The sequence below is a fragment of the Streptomyces sp. NPDC001781 genome (genome assembly GCF_053596035.1).
On record NZ_JBSFFI010000014.1, the window covers coordinates 40,215 to 56,942 of the forward strand.

Here is a 16,728-nt window from a genome sequence, read left to right on the forward strand (position 1 = left end):
ATGAATGTTGCCGTCTTCCTTGTGTCCCTGGGTGCCACGTGCCGCATAACACGGTTTGTCACTAAGGACACTCTGGCCGCAGGAATTCGCATCTGGACCGCAGACCGGTTCGGCGAGGAATCCCGGCCTGCCTATCTGGTCTCCTGCGGTTGGTGCACCAGCATCTGGGTGGCAGCCATGGTCACGCCCGTGGCGTTCCTGGTCGGCGACACCCTCGCCTTCAAGATCCCTGCCGCGGCATTGACTCTTTCCTACATCGCCGGCGTGGCCTCAAGTCACGTTGACTGACTTGTCCGCTCCGATGTGCGCCCCGATGTGAAACCACGTTGGTTCCGGCCGCCTTGCGCGATACAACCCGCATACTCCCTCATACAATATGACTATCTTGCGCTCGCGTGTAGCGACTCACGGAAAAGGGCATCTTCCCGATCGACCGAACGGGCAAATAAGGCCGCAGTGATCAGGCGTGCGTGGAACATCTACGCGCCGGTATTCCGTCAAGTGATCGCGGCATTGTTTGCTTTCGGATGTCAACAGCGCAACACTGACGAACCGCCTGCCGTGCCTGTGAAATCCGGGAGGAAGGTGCCGGATCACCGCCTCGGAACGTAGTCGCTGTGCGGCTGTTCACCGGCCCTTGCGCCGGGGGCAGAGGGGGCGACCGACTCAATCGAAGTCGTCCCACTGGGAATTTTCAGACAGAGGAGAGTTTCGTGGCCTGCAACTGTGGGGGCACCCCCCGCTCGACCACCGTCGTCTACCGACTGACCCTGTCCAACGGCGTGTCCCGCGAATACACGACCTTGCAGGAGGCCGAGGCTGCCAACAGACGCGCGGGCGGGGAGGGCACCATCACGGTCGAACACAGGTGAACACGGTCGCAACCACGTCGAGGGAGCAAGAGGCGCGGACGGACGGCGGAGCGCTGCGAGGAGCGTCATCGTGACACCGTGCCAGCGCACGACCGTCTCCAACACATCATCCTGCCCGCCCCCAACCGTCCACTCCGAGCCTTCGCCGCCACCGTCTGACCACCGCCACCCCGTGTCCGCCGTGTTCAGAGTGCGCCTGGGCCGAGCCGGCCAGCCACTTTCGCCGGTTCGGCAGGGAGACGCGTGTCGTCACCGAAGCACTGGGCAACACCTACTTCCGACCCCTGCCCCGCCACCGGGGGAGGCCGCTTCGGCCAAGCACCGATCTTGTGGGGTTGCCGTGGCTGCGCGAGCAGCGCGCCCCTGCGAAGGCCCCCGCGGCGCCGGTGGGGACGGCCAGGACACGGCCGGGCGGCCGGGGAGCGTGTAGACCTGGACTGGTGCGGGGTGCGGCAGGCGGGGCGTGTCCGTGCCGGCCGGGGCTCAGGGTGCTCATGACGGGCGCCCTTCCGTGCGGGGCGAGGTCGTGGAGGGGGTGTCGGGGCGGCTGTCAGTGGTTGGTGCGGGCTCGGCGGCCTCGGCCGGGTGGTCGGCGCCGTGCGGGGTTTCGCCGTTCTGGCCGCGGGTGGCGATCAGCGACCAGGCGATGGAGACGGTGATCGTGACGACGATGACGCCGAGGGTGAGAGGGATAGGCAGCTTGCCGACGGGGGTCTCGGACAGGATGAGCTTGATGCCGGCGAAGGCGAGCAGCACCGCCAGCCCGTAGTGCAGGTAGGTGAAGCGGCGCAGGAGTCCGGCCAGGCAGAAGTACAGGCTCCGCAGCCCCAGGACGGCGAAGGCGTTGGCGGTCCACACGATGAACGTGTTCGTGGTGATCGCGAGGACGGCGGCGACGGAGTCGACGGCGAAGATCAGGTCGGTGGCCTCGATCGCGACCAGGACCACGAACAGCAGCGTCGCGACGCGCTTGCCGCTGGCGCAAATGAAGAACTTGTCGCCGTGGAACTTCGGGTCGGTGGGGATGAGCTTCTTGACCAGGCGGACGACCGGGTTGCGGTCGGGGTGGACCTCCTCGTCCTTGGAGACTGCCATCTTCCAGCCGGTCCAGATCAGGAACGCACCGAAGAGGTAGGCGGTCCAGAAGAACACCTGCAGCAGTTCGGCGCCGACGAAGATGAACACCAGCCGGAAGGCCAGAGCCCCGATGACGCCCCAGAACAGCACCTTGTGCTGGTAGGCGTCCGGCACGGCGAAGAACGAGAAGACCAGCGCGAACACGAAGACGTTGTCGATCGACAGGGCCTTCTCGATCAGATAACCCGCGTAGTACGACGAGGACGCATCCCCGCCCTGCCAGGCCCACAGGATGAGGCCGAAGCCGAGGCCGATGGCGATCCAGACACCGCTCCAGACCGCCGCCTCCTCGAAGCCGATCACGTGGTTGTCGCGGTGAGCGATCAGATCGACGGCGAGCATCACGCCGATGCCGACGGTGACCGCGGCCCACACCCACAGCGGGACGGTGAACGACAGTTCATTCATGGTTGATCGGCTTCCTGGGACGAAGACGGGGAGGACATGGAGAGGAGGAGGGGGCGGGTGCCGGGCCCTGGCAGACATGCGGAGGGAGAGCCGGGCCCGGGCCGCCGACGGGGCTTCACATAGGCGCTCACCTCCCCGTCACGCCGGTCGCCGGGCGGTGCGGCGGCGCGAGGCGCATCGCGACCGCGACGCACACACTGCCGACGGCCAAGTCCACCAGCGCCAGCAGCCACCACGGCGCGAGCGCACTCAGCCCGGTCATGACGCCTCCTCGGCCACCGGCCGGGCGGCAGTGGGAACACGCCGCTGGGCCGGCGTCCAGACGTTGCGTACCCCGGCCGGGGACAGGTCGGCCGGACCCAGGCCGGCGCCGGCGCCGGGCATGGTGAACCGGGTGGGGGCGACGGCGTAGACGAAGGGGCCGCCGCGGACGGCGGAGGCTTCGATCAGGCTGGGCACGTCCAGGCCGGCCGGGCCCCGACTGGAGGCGACCACCAGCGGGGAGTGGTGCCGGGCGGCCAGGGCCGGCACCTCGCCCGCGGCCCGCAGGCGCGGCTGCCCGCCTCCCTCGGCCGGGGTGCGGTGGGCGACGGGGATGCAGCCGATTCCGGCGCTGCGCAGCCGGTGCGGCACCCGGCCCAGGAACACGCGGGCTGCCTGCGCGTCCGCGCGGGAGCGGTGCGGGGTCCGCTGCGGGTGCGGCAGGACGGTGACCAACAGCACCGGTGCCTTGCGGGGGGCGGCCAGGCTCACGGTGGCGTCCACGAGGGCCAGGTCGTCGGGCCGGCCGGTCACCAGCGCGGTGACCGGGTGCGGCAGGGACACCGGCAGCACCGGCGCGCCGGTGGCAGCGGGACGGGGCAGGGCCGGGGCGGACATCGTGGCCCCCTTTCCGGGGGGCGGAGCCAGTGGTGGGGGTGTGTCCAGCGTCCCCCGACCGCCTGATTCCCGTCAAGACTTATGCGAAAGTTTTTTCGGCAATTAAATTTCGCGAAAGAAGTGTCATGCGAAGCGGGCTTCGTATGGTGGGGGTCATGACCCAGCCCTCTGCCGCGCGCGGCGACCAGTGGACATTCCTGACCAACCACGCCCGCGTCCTGATCGCCCTCGCCCAGGACCCCGAAGCACGCGGACGCGACGTCGCCGACCGGATCGGCATCACCGAACGCGCCGTGCAGATGATCGTCGCCGACCTCGAAGCCGCCGGATACCTCACCCGCACCCGCGTGGGCCGCCGCAACCGCTACACCATCGACCCCACCGTCGCCCTGCGCCACCCCGCCGAGGCCGACCACCCGGTCGGTGACCTGCTGGCCACCTTCCTGCATCGCGAGGACACCCCCGCAGGCGACGCCGAACCCGACGCCGTTTCCCGAGCCCTGCCCGGCAGCCCGTAGCGGCGCCAGGGTGCATGCCATCGACCCCGGCCGCCTTCCCCCGTGGGACGGTCCGGGGCCGATCCCCCCGCCTGGCTGACGTCCTTCAGGACGTCCTTCGGATAGGAGGGCAGGGTGCGGCCAAGGGCGCCCAGGGCGCCGGTGAGGCGGCATGGACGAACGGGCCGCCGCGGATCGCGGCCGCCTGCATCACCGTGCACGCGTCCAGCCCCGCAGGTCCGCTGCGCGAGACCACCAGCAGCGAGCAGCCGTGGGCGACAGCCACGTCCAGCAGGCCCTTCGCCTCATACAGGCGCCCCTTGCGGCCCGCGGGGCGGTGGTAGACGGCCGGCTCGTAGGCGACGCCGGCGCGGGCCAGGCGCGGCAGCGCCCGGCCCAGCACCGCTCGGGCCGCCATGCCGTGCGGGCGGGGCGCCAGCCGTGGCGGCAGCGGGGGCATCACGGCGATCAGCAGCAGCGGCGCACCCCGGGCGGAGGCAAGCCGGACCGCAACGTCGACCACGGCGGCGTCATCGAGGCGGCCGGCCAGCACCGCGGCCACCGGGAACCGCAGAGGTGGCCGGCCGGGCCTGGCGCCGGTGTCCGCTGCGGGCGAGAGCGTTGAACGCAGGGAGTTCATGACCGTCGCTCCTTCCGGGGGCGGGGAGACGGGGTACCTCCAGCGTCCCTTCCGTCCGGAATGTACGTCAATCCTTACGCGAAACTTTTTTCGCGTAAGGAGGATCGCATATATCGAGGAGATCGCTCCGCCGCTGGCAGGCACCTCCGGGCGTGCGCGGCCGCAGCCGCGCCGGGGTGGACCCGGATGCCCGGCGCGCGGGCACCGAGCCAGGCGACGATCGCCTGGGTGGCGGTGTATGTGACGCGGTGGTGGAGGCACGCCACTTGCCCGAGACGAGGACCTTCAGGCCGCTCATCATCGTGGAGCTGGACCCCCACGCGGAGCGCTTCCCGCTCCCGACGTGCTTGTCCTTGATGTGCCCCAGACCGAACTTGCCGTACTTCCTGCCGTGGACCGCGACGTTGGACGTGCTTCCCTCACGGATGGTCTTCCGGTGACTTCCCGGGGCGCGCGACCACATGAGGATGCGCCATTTGTCGAAAGAGCTTGCAGGGATCGCCCCAGGCGCCGCAGCCGCTGCCAGAAGGCCCTCATCCATGCAAGGCCGGGCTCGCGTCACCGGCGTGCCCGAACAGCACACGCAGGGCATCGCCGTCGTCCGGCTGGGCGAAGTCAGGTAGGGGTCGAGTCGCGGCCGCCTTCTTCCTGTGGTCCGAGCGGGCCGAGCCGGTGGTCGAGCGCGGCACCGACCTCGGGGCAGTTCTTTCGGATGACGTCGAGGAAGGCGTTCAGTGCCGGGGAACGGTCCCGGGCGCTGAAGGACAGGATCAGATCGGGCAGAGGCGTGCGCGGGGTCACCTCGCAGAACCACGTGCCCCGTCGTGGGGCCGTCAGCATGCGAGAGGGTCCCAGACCGACGCCCACCCCGCAGGCGGCGAGGCCGATGATGGTGTGGATGTCCCTCGCGATGGTCGCGCCGGAGAGCGCCGGGGAGTCCTTGCCCAGGAGGGTCCGCAGCCCGGCGACGACGGCCGGCTCGTCCTCCCCCGGCGCAACGATCAGCGGCTGTCGACGCAGTTGGTCCACGTCCACCGACGACTGACCCGCGTACGGGTGCGTGCTGCTCACGACCGCGACCAGGTGGTCGTGCCCGATCGGGACCGATACCAGCTGCTCGGCCCCGACGCCGCTTGGCCGGCCGAGGCCGATCGCCACGTCCAGTTCGCCGGCGACGAGCGCGGCCGTACTGCGCCTGGTCGCCATCTCGTGCAGTTCCAGCCGCACGTCGGGCCGTTCGCGGCCGAACCGGCCGAGGACGTCCGGCAGGGGTTCGAGCAGCGCCGAGGCGATGAACCCCAGGCGCAGCCGTCCCGTCTCGCCGCGTGCTGCCCTGGCTGCGTCGACCGAGGCCGCCGCGATCTCGTCGAGCGCCCTGCGCGCCCTGGAGAGGAAGGCCGCGCCCGCAGCCGTCGGAAACACCCCCTGGCGGGTGCGATCGAACAAGCGGGCGCCCACTTCCCGCTCCAGGTCGGCGATCTGCTTGGACAGCGGAGGTTGCGCGATGCCCAGCGCACCGGCCGCCCGGCCGAAGTGCGCGTGCTCCGCGAGAGTCAGTGCGTACCGCAGGTGCCGCGCCTCCATGCCGGCCTCCCAGCCATATCTCGCATATATCGTCGACCAGCCTGTCAGATCTCTCACTGGATGATCGGGGCGGGGTCGCGTGGAATGCGGTCATGACCGACTCTTCCTCCACGGACACCGTCTTCGTCTTCGTGCACGGCGCCTGGCACGGCTCCGGACAGTGGGCGGCGACGCAGCGCGCACTCGCCGCACTCGGTGCCGCGAGCACGGCCATCGACCTGCCGGGACACGGCTTCGACGCGCCACTGCCCACCGGATACCTCCAGCCGGGCCAGCCGGGCCTGTTGACCGAGAAGTCCGCGCTCGCCACCGTGACGATGGACGACTGCGCCGAGGCCGTCCTCGACACGCTGCGTCGGGCCCGCCGCCACCGTCGGGTCGTGCTCGTCGCACACAGCGCGGGCGGCGGCCCCGCATCACTGGCTGCCGAGCGCGCACCCGGACTCGTCGACGAGATCGTCTACCTTTCCGCCTTCGTGCCCGCCGGACGGCCCCGGTTCGTCGACTATCTCGGCTCACCCGAGAACGCCACGGCACGGGGCCGGAGTCTCGGTCTCGGTGACCCCGGAGAACTGGGCGCCGTGCGGATCAACCCGCTCTCGCAGGATCCCGCCTACATCGAGGAACTGCGGCAGACCCACTACCACGACACTGCTCCGGACCGCTTCGACCGCTGGCGCTCGGCACTGAGTCCCGATCTGCCGCTGGCGATCCCCACCACCCCCGTCACCGTGACTCCACAACGCTGGGGGCGCGTCCCACGGACCTTCCTGCGCTGCGCGGACGACCGGGCGCTGCCGACGGCCGTGCAGGATCTGATGATCGCGGAAGCCGATCGGGCCATGCCCGGCAACCCGTTCACCGTGCGCACCCTCCCGGGCAGCCACAGCCCGTTCGCCGCCCGGCCCCGCGAGCTCGCCGCGGTTCTGCTGCCGTGAGCGGCGGACGCCTCGTGCTGCCGGTGCTGCTCAGCGCCACTTTTGTACAACTGCTCAACGTCACTGTCGCCCAGGTGGCCGCCCCGGCGATACAGGCCGGCCTGGGCGCTGGGCCCGGCGCCGTGCAACTGGTCCTCGCTGGATACACCCTGACGTACGCGTGCGTGCTCATCCCCGCCGCACGGCTGGGCGACCGGTACGGCTACCGCCGGCTGTTCGTGGCGGGCACCGTGGTGTTCACCGCGGGTTCGCTGGCCGGCGCGTGTGCCCCCGACGCCGCATCGCTGGTCATCGCCCGGCTGGTGCAGGGCGCGGGCAGCGGTCTGGTCGCCCCTCAGGTCCTGTCGCTCATCCAGGCCGCCACTCCTGCAACGCGCCGGCCGCGCGCCTTCGGCCTGTACGGCGCCACCATGGCCGTCGCGTCACTGGCCGGGCCGCTGATCGGCGGACTCGTCCTCGGTGCCGATCTCTTCGGCCTCGGCTGGCGGCCGTTGATGCTCCTCACCGTGCCGGTGGCGCTCGCCTCGCTGGCAGGAGCGACCGCGCTGCCCCGTACCCGCGGAGCGGACGGACTCCGCGTCGACAAGCTGGGTGCGCTGCTGGTCACCATGGGAGCCGGCGCGCTGGTCCTGTCCCTGGCTCTGGGGCGGGAGGCGGGCTGGCCTTGGTGGACGTGGGCCGGCTTCGCCGTGGCGGTGGCCGCCCTCGGCCACTTCGTCCGGAGCCTCCCGCACCGGCCGGACCCGCTGATCCATCCCGCGGTGCTGCGTGACCGGTCGGCGCGGCGGGGCACTCTGCTGGTGTTCGTGTTCAACACGGGCGTGCCCTCCTTCACCTACCTGCTCTTCCTCCACCTTCAGTCCGCTGTCGGGTACTCGGCCCTGGCGGCCGCACTGACGTCGGCACCGTTCGCCGCCGGCGCCGTCGTCGGCAGCAGAGCCGCGCCCGCGCTCACCCGCCGGCACGGGCCGGCGGTGCTCACCGTCGCGCCCCTGATCCTCGCCGGGATGTGCCTGGCGCTGGCCCCCCTCGTCGGCTCGGCCGCGGGACGCCAGGCGGCACTGCCCGTGCTGGCCGTCGGCGGAGCCGCGTTCGGCGCCTTCACCGCGTCGGTGTTCACCCTGGTCCTGGCCCAGGTGCACGGCCCCGCAGCCGGTTCGGGCTCCGGCCTGCTGCCCACAGCACAGCAGCTCGGCGGATCCATCGGAGTGACCGCGGCCGGACTCGCCTACTACGCCCCCGCCGCCGATGCGGACACCGCGTTCCGGCACGCCATGCTCTACGAGGCCGCCGCCTTCACGATCAGCGCGCTGATCGGCCTCCGGCTCCACCACCGGCCCGGCACCGAGCCCGGTCTCGGCCACAGCAGTCACAGCGGAGGGGCACGTAGCGTGGACGGTGCCGGCCCTGGCGGCCGGGACGGCGGGGCGTCGGCCGCCCGTCCATAGCGGAGAACGCGCCGTCGTGGATGCGCAGCGCCAGGCGGCCGCGGTGGAGGACGTCGAGCACGTCGAGGATGTGCCCGGTGCCGCGCACGGGGCGGAACATCTCGGAGATGTGGACGGTGTCGCCCGCCTGGGCGGTCATGTCCCACCACATCTGCCGTTCGACCCGCGCGGCTCGGTGCCGGAGGGCAGGTGGTCGCCGAGCAGCACGCCCCGGTCGGCCGGGGCGAGTTTCTCGACCGAAACAAGCACATCGCAGCAGCAGAGCACCGGGCAGACGAATCACTCGCGCATACCGCCTGACGCGGGCGAGGCGAGCATCGCTTTGAGGATGCGTTGCAGCTCAACGCGGTCTTGGGGGGTGACCCTCGCCAGCCTGTGGTCGTACTCCGCCGCGAGGGCTGCAAGTGCTCGATCGCGTGCTTGCGTGCCCTCAGCGGTGAGCACGAGCCGATGACGCCTCAGGTCCGCCTCGTCGATCTCGCGGCGGATATAGCCCTTGGCGACGAGGTTGCGAACGTAGACCGTCACGCTGGCCCTGGGCAGCAGCAGCGCGGTCGCGATCTCGGCCGGGTACGGCGATGCCTCCACCTCGGCCAGGACGAAGAACTCCTTCGTCTCCAACCCGAGCTCCGCCAACTCCCCCGCACAGGCATTCATCACAACGCCCAGCAGCCGCTGGTTCAGCGTCCACAGCTGCGCCCCGTCGACCGGCATGCGGTCCCTCCACACATGTAATACAGATTCGTATTAGTTTTGGATGGTACAAGATACAGTCTTGTACTGGACTCCTATGGAACAACGATCCCACGAAGGAAGCCACGCATGCTTCAGCACCTCACGATCCCGCGCGGTCCCATCAGCCTCGCCGCGGACCTCCACCTGCCCGACAACGCCGACAGCAGCGCACCGCTGCGCGCCGTCCTGCTCTCCACCCCGGGCAGCAGCGTGAAGGAGCAGATCGGCGCCAACTACGCCTCCCGTCTCGCCGCCCGCGGCATAGCGGCGCTCGTCTTCGACCCCGCCCATCAGGGCCAGAGCGAGGGCGATCCCCGCGACCTCGAAGACCCCTACCGCCGCGGTGAGGACATCTCCTACGCCATCGACGCGCTCACCACGACCCCCGACATCGACCCGCAGCGCATCGGTGTCCTCGGCATCTGCGCCGGTGCCGGCTACGCCGTGCACACCGCCCGCACGGACCACCGCATCAAGGCGGTCGGCACGGTCGTCCCCGTCAACATCGGCAACGCGTTCCGCAGCTTCTCCCCCGACGGTCCGGCCGCAGCACTCGACGCCCTCGCGGACGCACGTACCGAAGAGGCCCGCTCCGGCGAGACGGCCCGCGTGAACTGGCTGCCCGACACCCTCGAGGACGCCGCGGCGGCGGGCCTGACCGACATCGACACCACCGAGGCCATCACCTACTACCGCACCGAGCGCGGCGGCAACGAACACTCCACGAACCGGCGCCTCCTGCGCAGCGACTCCCTCCTGCTGGGCTACGACGCGTTCCACCTGGCCGATCAGCTCATGACCCAGCCACTGCAGGTCGTCCTCGCCGGACGCATCGGCAACACCGGCTCCTACGACACGGGTATGCAGTTGTGGAAGCTGGCCCCCAACCCCGTCGACCTCATGGTGATCGACGGCGCCGGCCACTACGAGATGTACGACGAACCCGCATACGTCGACGCCGCCGTCGAACGACTCACCAGCTTCTACGCGAACAACCTGTGACTGCGGGCGTGGACGACGCCTCACCGGACCGGTTCGGTACGGGCAAGTATCTGCTGGTCACCAGCCACCGCAGGAACGGCACCCCGGTCGCCGCCCCCGTCCGGGTGGTGCGTGACGGCGACGCGCCCGGCGTCTGGACGGCCGCGGACTCCTGGAAGGTCAAACGGGTCCGGGCCCGCGCCGATGTCCTCGTCGGCCCCTGCGGGGGCCCGGCGCCGGGCCGGTGACCATGAGGCTCTAGCCGCGATCATCTTCGTGGCAACTACGGTTCGAACACCGGCGGCAGCTGCCGCCGGTGTTCGAACCGGCCTGGCCCACGGTCCACCGGCGCTTGGCTCAGTGGAGCCGGGCCCGGGTCCGGGCCCGTGCGTCGGGTCGTGCTCGACGAACTCGGTGCCCGGGGTGAGCCTGACTGGTCGCGGTGCACGATCGACCCGGTCCGTGTCCGGGCCGCGAAAGCAGAGGGCCGGGCTGTGGCGGCGGGGCGAGCACGGTGACGGCCGCTTGGCAGGTGGGACGGTTGGGGCTGGCACCGCTCGCGGGAGGGGTGTCCCTTTCGGGCAACGGGCGTGTGTCGTTGCTCAGGTCATCCAGCCGGTCGCGGTCAGCGCTGGTCACCCAGCCGCACGGCCCGGCGACGCCGCCTCTCTTCGAACATGGCCCGGTTCCCGTTACTCGCTCGGCTCCGCCGCGCAGGCGAGGTCTCGCGACGGGTGTTGCCCAGTGGTCAGGAATGCCGTCACCACGTCGTTCGCGCATGTGTTGGAGCCGAACGGATAGACGCCGTGACCGCCCTGGTCGACCGTCACCATCGTGGCCCGATTCCCGAACGCGCTCCGCAGCTTCCGGGCGCCGGCCAGCGGTGTCCCCGGGTCGCGTTCGTTCTGCACCATGAGCACGTTCGACGGGCCACGGTCAGCGATGCGCACCGGCGGTTCGACCCGCTTGTCCGGCCAGAACGCGCACGGTCCGATGCTGGCCGTGGACCCGCCCAGCATCGGGTACTTCAGCCGGTCGACCGCGACGTTGCGCTGATAGTCGTGGACCCTTCCCGGCCAGCGGGTATCACCGCATATCACTGAAAAGCGGGAGGCCATGCTGTTCTCTATGTTCTCCGGCAACGGCAGTGTGGGCAGGGGCCGGTCCCTCTCAAGCGCTTGCCAGGAGGCGGCCAGCAGGGGCAGAGTCGCATCGCTGTAGAGGTACTCGAACGTGAGCCCGCGGAACAACGTGCCGTCGACGCCCTGGACCGGCTTCGCCTCCAACCGCTTCGCGAGGTCGAAGAACCTGGCGGTCACCTGCTCCGGCGTAGTGCCCAGACCGTACTCGGGACGCGCCGCCGCGAACGCCGCGAAGTCCGGGAACCTGTCCTCCATTCCACGGGCGAACAACCGCATGGCTGCGACGTCGTAACCGCCCGGGCCCAGGTTGCTGTCGAGCACGACCCGGTCACCGCGCTCGGGGAACATCGTCGCGTACACCGCACCGAGGTAGGTGCCGTACGAATGACCGAGGTACGAGAGCTTCGGCTCGCCCAGCGCCACCCGGATCCGGTCCATGTCGCGCGCGGTGTTCGCGGTGGTGGTGTGCGGCAGCATCCACGCCGTCCGCGAGGTGGCGCACTGCTCGGCGACGGTCCGCGCGTACTTCGCCTCCCGCGCGACATCGGCCGCGGTGTGCGCGTACGGCGGGAAATTGCGGCGTGCCTGCTGTTCTGGCGCCAGGGCGCAGGTCACCGGCGTGCTGCGGCCGACGCCGCGCGGATCGAAGCCGATCACGTCGTAGGAGTCCAGCACCTTCCTGGGCAGCCCTGAGCCGGCGAGCAGGGCCGGGTAGTCAAGTCCTGTACCGCCGGGGCCGCCTGGATTGGTCAGCAGCACGCCGCGGCGCTGCGAGGGGTTCTCGCTCGCCAGTCGCGAGATCGCGATCTCGATCTGCCGGCCGTCGGGATCCCGGTAGTCCAGGGGGACTTCGAGCGTCGAGCACTCAAGACGGGGTGATGCGACGTTCTTTGGGCACGGGCCCCACCGCACGGTGTCCCGCGTCGTCGCCGACGACGATCCCGGAATCGCGGTCAGCGCCGCCGCGGTGGCGGCGGCAAGGGCGAGGGAGAGTGTTCTGCGCATCTGATGTCCTCCTGAAGGGGGCGCGTGGGGACGCCGGAACGAGGGCTCGGAACGCCCGCCGTAAGGTCTTGCCGGCCCGTGGAGGCCGACCGGACGGCATCTGGCCGCGTGCCGGATTGCGTCAGGCCGTTTCCCGGCAGCGCATTTCTCCGGAATCACCGGCCCGCCCGGCGCCCGGTTCCCGGTGGGTGTGTGCCCAGCCACCGAGCACCACCGCGACGAGCGCGATGGATCCGAGAAGAGTCATCCGGCCTGCAAGGCCGCCCGGGACCCAGTCGAAGATGCCCCACAGCAGCTCGGAGTCCCGGTTGAGCAGACCGCGGATCACCGCTTGGGCGGCCAGGGCCGTGATCACCATCCCCGCCGCCTCAAGGGCTCCGAGGCCGCGCTCGCGCATGGCGCTCCTCCGTCTCGTGTCCGGTTGTCTCGGCACGTGAACGAGTCTGTCCGTGCGGCGCGGCCTCCACATCGGTCCGACGGCTCGAACGGCCTTCGACCACAGGTGGGACGGTCATTCGACTTTGGTCCAGGGCGTATCGTCCCTCGGTCCGACTGACCGGAGACACGGTGTCGCGATAATGACCAGGTGGACACGAACATCGCACCATGGCTCGGATGGTGGCCACAGGCCTGGCGGCTGGCAGCGGCCGCCGCAGTGGGCATACCGGTCTGGCTCGCCACCGGTGTGCTGCTGAAGTGGCAGACGGCCGAGACCGGCTCCTGGTTCCTGATCGGTGATCCGCTGGTGGCGCTCGGCTGTTTGACGGCGCTCGTGTGGCGGCGGCGGTTCCCGCTCGCCGTCGCCATGACGGTCGCGATCGCGTCGACCGCGTCGGCACTCGCCACCGGCGCCGCGCTCGTGGCGCTGGTTTCGATCTCCACCCGTCGCCGTCCGGTGGAGATCGGGGTCGTCGGCCTGGCCTATGTGACCGCGTCGCAGTTCGCCGTCGGGCTCAACCCGGTCCAGGGCCCGGGCCCGCCCGGCCCGTGGTGGGTGCAGCTCGCGCTCTCGGCACTGACCGCGGGCATCGCGGCGGCCGTGGGCATGGCCATCGGCGCGCGGCGTGCCGAAGTACGGTCCCTGCGGGAGCGGGCGGACAGCGCGGAACGGGAACAGACCGCGCGAGCGGCGCAGGCACGGGCCCAGGAACGCAACCAGATCGCGCGCGAGATGCACGACGTGCTCGCGCACCGGATCTCCCTGGTGGCCATGCAGGCCGGGGTGCTGGACCACCGCGGCGACCTCACAGCCGAGGAGAACCGCATGCTGGTCCGCTCCATCGCCGACGGCTCCCATCAGGCCCTGGAGGAACTACGGGATGTCCTCGGTGTGCTCCGGGCCGACCCGACCCGCCCGGAACCACCACAGCCCTCCCTCGACCGCATCCCCGACCTGGCAGCAGACGCCCGTGCATCCGGGCTGGACGTCGCACTCACCACCAGCCTGACGGCAGATCCGCCCGACGTCGTAGGGCGAACCTGCTACCGGATCGTCCAAGAAGGACTGACCAACGTCGCCAAACATGCCCCGGGCGCACACATACGCATCACCCTCGAAGGAACAGAAGGCGACAAACTAGAGGTCAGTGTCCGCAACTCCTCAGCCATCACAGGAAACGTGCGGCCGCCGGCTTCGGGATTCGGCCTGCTCGGCCTCGGCGAACGAGTCACCCTCGCCGGCGGGACACTCGACCATCACCCCACACCCGACCACGGATACGTCCTCACCGCACGACTGCCCTGGCCGAACCCCACCCACGAAAAGAGCACATGAGTGGACAGCGAGCGGGAGCCGGTGCGCGTCGTCATCGTCGACAACGACCAGCTGGTGCGTGTGGTGCTGCGGCTTGTCATCGACGGCGAACCGGATCTGGCCGTCGTCGCTGAGGCCGCCGACGGGGACGCCGCGATCGCCGTGGTGGACGAGCACCGGCCTGACGTCGTGCTGATGGACGTGCGGATGCCAGGCCGTGACGGGCTCAGCGCGACCCGGGAAATCCTGGCCCGCCCGGCGCCACCCCGGGTGCTCATGCTGACCACGTTCGACTCCGATGCCCTGGTGCTCGGCGCGCTGGACGCAGGAGCGCTCGGGTTCGTCCTCAAGGACACCCCACCGCCGCGGATTCTCGATGCGGTACGGACCGTCGCTGAGGGCAACCCCGTACTGTCTCCAGCGGCCACGGCACGGGTGATCGCCGCAGCCACCGGTCCACGGTCCTCCCACGCTCGCGACTCGACCCGCGAAGCCGCACGGAAACAGCTGGCCGCGCTGACCGAACGAGAACTCGAAACCGCCCGGGCCATCGCGGACGGCCTGGGCAACCCGCAGATCGCCCGGAGGCTGCGCATCAGCATCGCGACCGTCAAGGCACACACGAGCAACCTGTTCTCCAAGCTGGCGCTCGAGAACCGGGTACAGATCGCGCTACTGGTCCGCGACGCGGAGGACTGACGGCCCCGCGACAAGGTGAACCGCTGACCCGCGGCGCCGACGCGCAGCACGTGAACACAACCGACGACTCCGGCCGCACGGTCGCCTACGTGACGTCAAGCGCCGTTGCCTCCGGCACGGCGCAGATGGCCGCGCTCCCCACTGGGTAGAAGTCCGGACGACCGCCGATACACACCAGACAACAGCTGATGGACGGCATACGCTGGCGCACTCGCGCCGGTGCTCCGTGGCGGGACGTTCCTGAGCGGTTACGGCCCATGGTCGAAGCCCTTCGTCCTTGAGACCCCGTACTCGCGGGTCGCGTGGAGATCGGCCGGGACCGCTGGCCGAGTTTGAAGCAGGTCATGCCCGCCATCGACACCCCTCCGGAACCCCGAACTCTGACCCCGAAGACGGGGGTCCGGCCGATCTGGCGCCCGCCGGCGGACACCCCGCACGCATCGCAAGGGGTCGGCCGGGCAGCCGGCCCCGTGTCTCGACGGCACGTCCCGATGGTGTGCCGCGTTCAGAAAGGGCGGTCATGTTGGACCAACTGCGCCAGCCGCTGCGCTCGAGGCCGTTCCGGTGGGTGTGGGCGGGCGAGAGCGTTTCCGTACTCGGCGACCTCGGCTTCGAAGTCGCCTTCATCTGGCTGGTGCTCCAGAAGACCGGTTCCCCCACGGCGCTGGCCGGCGTGGTGCTCGCGCAGGCGGTGCCGCGCGGCCTGCTGATGCTGCTCGGCGGCGCGCTCACCGACCGGCTGTCGCCACGGCCCGTGATGCTTGCCTCGCACCTCGCGCGCGGTGCCGCGGTGCTCGGTCTCGGCGTGGTGAGCGCGTTCGGCGGGGTGCAGGTGTGGCAGCTGTACGTCATCGCGGTCGTGATGGGCGTCGCCGAGGCGTTCTTCTGGCCCGCGAGCGGGAGCATCCTGCCGTCCCTCGTCGAGGAGGAGGCGCTGCCCCGGGCCAACGCCCTGACCGGCTTGAGCGAACAGGGCGCCAGACTGCTCGGCCCGGTCCTGGGCGGTGCGGCGGTCGCCGCGACCGGTCCGACCGGCGCGATCCTGTTCAACGCCACGACCTTCTTCCTCGCCGCCCTCACCCTGCGCGCGGCCCCCGCGGCCGTCCCGGCCGAGGACGCCAAGTCGCCCTCGCTCGCGGCGGTCCGCGAGGAGATCGTGTCCGGGCTGCGCTACGCCCGGCGCAGTAAGGAGGTCCAGACGGTCCTCCTGCTGATTTCCGCCGCCGCGTTGAGCTACAGCGGCCTCTTCTCGGTCGGCCTCCCGACGCTGGCTCGCACGTTTCCCGACGGCGCTCTCGCCCTTGGCGTGCTCGTCTCCGCCTGGGGGCTCGGCCAGCTCCTCGGGACTGTAGCCGCGGCGATCACCGGTCTGCCCCGCCGCTGGGGCCTGCTGATCGTCGGCATGACCCTGTGCGAGGGAACGTCGTTCGCCGTCCTCGGGTTCCTTCCCAACGCCTGGGCCGTGGCCGTGCTCCTGGCGCTCCTCGGCGTCGGCGTCGCCTACTCCAGCGACGTCGCGCTGCCCACCTTCATCCAGACCCGGACCCCTGCGGACTTCCTGGGGCGTGTCAACAGCATCATGAACCTCCCCCGCGTCGTCTTCGAACCGGTGTCGTTCCTGGTCATGGGCCTCCTGTTCTCGGTCGGCGTCAAATGGGGCTTCCTGACGGCCGCCCTCCCCATGCTCACCGCCGGCATCCTCCTGGCCTGCAGAAGCTCGACCCGAGACCTCACCACCCACCGCACCCCCGCCCCGACCGGCATCAAGCCCCCGGCCCACACGCTCGACACGTGATCCCCCGTCAGCTCCTTCACGGTCCTGCAAGGAGGCCGCTGGCCTCCGGGTCCAGGCATGACTGCTCCTCCCTGCCGAACGCATGACCCCGGGGGGTGTCACCGGGCCCGGAAGGTCCCGTCGGAAACGCTGATCAGAGGCCCGACCACCGTCCCGCCGAGCACAACGCCCGGCACCTCGCGGGCGGCAGGTCTGCATAACGTGGATGCGCGTGT

18 protein-coding genes and 2 pseudogenes are annotated in these 16,728 nt (G+C 70.6%); 11 read left to right on the forward strand and 9 right to left on the reverse strand.

Going from position 1 to position 16,728, the window contains the following annotated elements:
• Positions 1-288, forward strand: coding sequence for a hypothetical protein (locus ACWCV3_RS15400; protein ID WP_451223322.1), 288 nt, complete (start codon positions 1-3; stop codon positions 286-288).
• A 425-nt stretch (positions 289-713) separates the two neighbouring features.
• Positions 714-872 carry a DUF7196 family protein gene (locus ACWCV3_RS15405; protein WP_451223324.1) on the forward strand — a complete coding sequence of 53 codons (159 nt, stop codon included), beginning with the start codon at positions 714-716 and terminating at the stop codon, positions 870-872.
• A 492-nt stretch (positions 873-1,364) separates the two neighbouring features.
• Here the strand turns inward: ACWCV3_RS15405 and ACWCV3_RS15410 are convergent, their stop codons facing one another.
• The 3 genes from ACWCV3_RS15410 to ACWCV3_RS15420 all read right to left on the reverse strand — a co-directional run bounded on the left by ACWCV3_RS15410 (position 1,365) and on the right by ACWCV3_RS15420 (position 3,296).
• Entirely contained in the window at positions 1,365-2,417 is a 1,053-nt protein-coding gene (locus tag ACWCV3_RS15410; protein ID WP_451223326.1) for a TerC family protein, read from the reverse strand.
• 127 nt (positions 2,418-2,544) lie between these two features.
• Positions 2,545-2,679, reverse strand: coding sequence for a hypothetical protein (locus ACWCV3_RS15415; protein ID WP_451223328.1), 135 nt, complete (start codon positions 2,677-2,679; stop codon positions 2,545-2,547).
• Entirely contained in the window at positions 2,676-3,296 is a 621-nt protein-coding gene (locus ACWCV3_RS15420; RefSeq protein ID WP_451223330.1) for a universal stress protein, read from the reverse strand. The genes ACWCV3_RS15415 and ACWCV3_RS15420 overlap by 4 nt, the downstream gene beginning before the upstream one ends.
• A 155-nt stretch (positions 3,297-3,451) precedes the next feature.
• On the opposite strand from ACWCV3_RS15420, the gene ACWCV3_RS15425 reads away from it, so the two are divergent.
• A complete protein-coding gene (locus ACWCV3_RS15425) occupies positions 3,452-3,814 on the forward strand; it encodes a helix-turn-helix transcriptional regulator (protein WP_451223332.1) in 363 nt (120 codons plus the stop codon).
• A gap of 85 nt (positions 3,815-3,899) precedes the next feature.
• On the opposite strand, the gene ACWCV3_RS15430 is transcribed toward ACWCV3_RS15425, so the two are convergent.
• Together ACWCV3_RS15430 and ACWCV3_RS15435 are read right to left on the reverse strand one after the other, a co-directional pair.
• The gene (locus ACWCV3_RS15430; protein ID WP_451223334.1) at positions 3,900-4,433 is read right to left on the reverse strand and encodes a universal stress protein; all 534 of its coding nucleotides are present in this window, start codon (positions 4,431-4,433) and stop codon (positions 3,900-3,902) included.
• Positions 4,434-5,048: 615 nt separating this feature from the next.
• Complete coding sequence (locus tag ACWCV3_RS15435) at positions 5,049-6,017, reverse strand: LysR family transcriptional regulator (RefSeq protein WP_451223335.1); 969 nt, start codon at positions 6,015-6,017, stop codon at positions 5,049-5,051.
• Between the two features lie 92 nt (positions 6,018-6,109).
• Between ACWCV3_RS15435 and ACWCV3_RS15440 the strand changes: the two genes are divergently transcribed.
• Entirely contained in the window at positions 6,110-6,955 is an 846-nt protein-coding gene (locus ACWCV3_RS15440; RefSeq protein WP_451223337.1) for an alpha/beta fold hydrolase, read from the forward strand.
• Positions 6,952-8,403, forward strand: a complete 1,452-nt coding sequence (locus ACWCV3_RS15445; RefSeq protein ID WP_451223339.1) for an MFS transporter — start codon at positions 6,952-6,954, stop codon at positions 8,401-8,403. The genes ACWCV3_RS15440 and ACWCV3_RS15445 overlap by 4 nt, the downstream gene beginning before the upstream one ends.
• Before the next feature lie 279 nt (positions 8,404-8,682).
• Here the strand turns inward: ACWCV3_RS15445 and ACWCV3_RS15450 are convergent, their stop codons facing one another.
• Positions 8,683-9,117, reverse strand: coding sequence for a MarR family winged helix-turn-helix transcriptional regulator (locus tag ACWCV3_RS15450; RefSeq protein WP_451223341.1), 435 nt, complete (start codon positions 9,115-9,117; stop codon positions 8,683-8,685).
• Positions 9,118-9,225: 108 nt separating this feature from the next.
• Between ACWCV3_RS15450 and ACWCV3_RS15455 the strand changes: the two genes are divergently transcribed.
• The gene (locus ACWCV3_RS15455) at positions 9,226-10,140 is read left to right on the forward strand and encodes an alpha/beta hydrolase (RefSeq protein WP_451223343.1); all 915 of its coding nucleotides are present in this window, start codon (positions 9,226-9,228) and stop codon (positions 10,138-10,140) included.
• Between the two features lie 8 nt (positions 10,141-10,148).
• Positions 10,149-10,343 (forward strand): annotated as a pseudogene (locus ACWCV3_RS15460) (PPOX class F420-dependent oxidoreductase); the annotation flags it as partial.
• A 468-nt stretch (positions 10,344-10,811) separates the two neighbouring features.
• Here the strand turns inward: ACWCV3_RS15460 and ACWCV3_RS15465 are convergent.
• Positions 10,812-12,266 carry an alpha/beta hydrolase gene (locus ACWCV3_RS15465; protein WP_451223345.1) on the reverse strand — a complete coding sequence of 485 codons (1,455 nt, stop codon included), beginning with the start codon at positions 12,264-12,266 and terminating at the stop codon, positions 10,812-10,814.
• A gap of 121 nt (positions 12,267-12,387) precedes the next feature.
• Positions 12,388-12,663 carry a hypothetical protein gene (locus ACWCV3_RS15470; RefSeq protein ID WP_451223347.1) on the reverse strand — a complete coding sequence of 92 codons (276 nt, stop codon included), beginning with the start codon at positions 12,661-12,663 and terminating at the stop codon, positions 12,388-12,390.
• Positions 12,664-12,852: 189 nt separating this feature from the next.
• On the opposite strand from ACWCV3_RS15470, the gene ACWCV3_RS15475 reads away from it, so the two are divergent.
• From ACWCV3_RS15475 to ACWCV3_RS15485, 3 genes are all read left to right on the forward strand, one after another.
• Positions 12,853-14,040, forward strand: coding sequence for a sensor histidine kinase (locus ACWCV3_RS15475; RefSeq protein WP_451223349.1), 1,188 nt, complete (start codon positions 12,853-12,855; stop codon positions 14,038-14,040).
• Positions 14,041-14,718: a response regulator gene (locus ACWCV3_RS15480; protein WP_451223351.1), complete on the forward strand. Its 678-nt coding sequence runs from the start codon at positions 14,041-14,043 to the stop codon at positions 14,716-14,718.
• Positions 14,719-14,906: 188 nt separating this feature from the next.
• A complete protein-coding gene (locus ACWCV3_RS15485; protein WP_451223353.1) occupies positions 14,907-14,999 on the forward strand; it encodes a hypothetical protein in 93 nt (30 codons plus the stop codon).
• Positions 15,000-15,025: 26 nt separating this feature from the next.
• Here ACWCV3_RS15485 and ACWCV3_RS15490 read toward each other — a convergent pair.
• Positions 15,026-15,130, reverse strand: a pseudogene (locus tag ACWCV3_RS15490) (IS630 family transposase); the annotation flags it as partial.
• Positions 15,131-15,238: 108 nt separating this feature from the next.
• Between ACWCV3_RS15490 and ACWCV3_RS15495 the strand changes: the two are divergent.
• Positions 15,239-16,513 (forward strand): MFS transporter, encoded by a 1,275-nt coding sequence (locus tag ACWCV3_RS15495; RefSeq protein ID WP_451223355.1) that lies wholly within the window; start codon positions 15,239-15,241, stop codon positions 16,511-16,513.
• Positions 16,514-16,728: the final 215 nt, after the last annotated feature.

Excerpts from the sequence above, each read along its gene's own strand:
- ACWCV3_RS15400 (WP_451223322.1), top strand. The coding sequence starts at position 1 with ATGAATGTTGCCGTCTTCCTTGTGTCCCTGGGTGCCACGTGCCGCATA.
- ACWCV3_RS15470 (WP_451223347.1), bottom strand. The coding sequence starts at position 12,663 with ATGCGCGAGCGCGGCCTCGGAGCCCTTGAGGCGGCGGGGATGGTGATC.
- ACWCV3_RS15430 (WP_451223334.1), bottom strand. The coding sequence starts at position 4,433 with ATGAACTCCCTGCGTTCAACGCTCTCGCCCGCAGCGGACACCGGCGCC.
- ACWCV3_RS15465 (WP_451223345.1), bottom strand. The coding sequence starts at position 12,266 with ATGCGCAGAACACTCTCCCTCGCCCTTGCCGCCGCCACCGCGGCGGCG.
- ACWCV3_RS15455 (WP_451223343.1), top strand. The coding sequence starts at position 9,226 with ATGCTTCAGCACCTCACGATCCCGCGCGGTCCCATCAGCCTCGCCGCG.
- ACWCV3_RS15440 (WP_451223337.1), top strand. The coding sequence starts at position 6,110 with ATGACCGACTCTTCCTCCACGGACACCGTCTTCGTCTTCGTGCACGGC.
- ACWCV3_RS15420 (WP_451223330.1), bottom strand. The coding sequence starts at position 3,296 with ATGTCCGCCCCGGCCCTGCCCCGTCCCGCTGCCACCGGCGCGCCGGTG.
- ACWCV3_RS15410 (WP_451223326.1), bottom strand. The coding sequence starts at position 2,417 with ATGAATGAACTGTCGTTCACCGTCCCGCTGTGGGTGTGGGCCGCGGTC.
- ACWCV3_RS15495 (WP_451223355.1), top strand. The coding sequence starts at position 15,239 with ATGTTGGACCAACTGCGCCAGCCGCTGCGCTCGAGGCCGTTCCGGTGG.
- ACWCV3_RS15425 (WP_451223332.1), top strand. The coding sequence starts at position 3,452 with ATGACCCAGCCCTCTGCCGCGCGCGGCGACCAGTGGACATTCCTGACC.
- ACWCV3_RS15450 (WP_451223341.1), bottom strand. The coding sequence starts at position 9,117 with ATGCCGGTCGACGGGGCGCAGCTGTGGACGCTGAACCAGCGGCTGCTG.
- ACWCV3_RS15415 (WP_451223328.1), bottom strand. The coding sequence starts at position 2,679 with ATGACCGGGCTGAGTGCGCTCGCGCCGTGGTGGCTGCTGGCGCTGGTG.
- ACWCV3_RS15435 (WP_451223335.1), bottom strand. The coding sequence starts at position 6,017 with ATGGAGGCGCGGCACCTGCGGTACGCACTGACTCTCGCGGAGCACGCG.
- ACWCV3_RS15485 (WP_451223353.1), top strand. The coding sequence starts at position 14,907 with ATGGACGGCATACGCTGGCGCACTCGCGCCGGTGCTCCGTGGCGGGAC.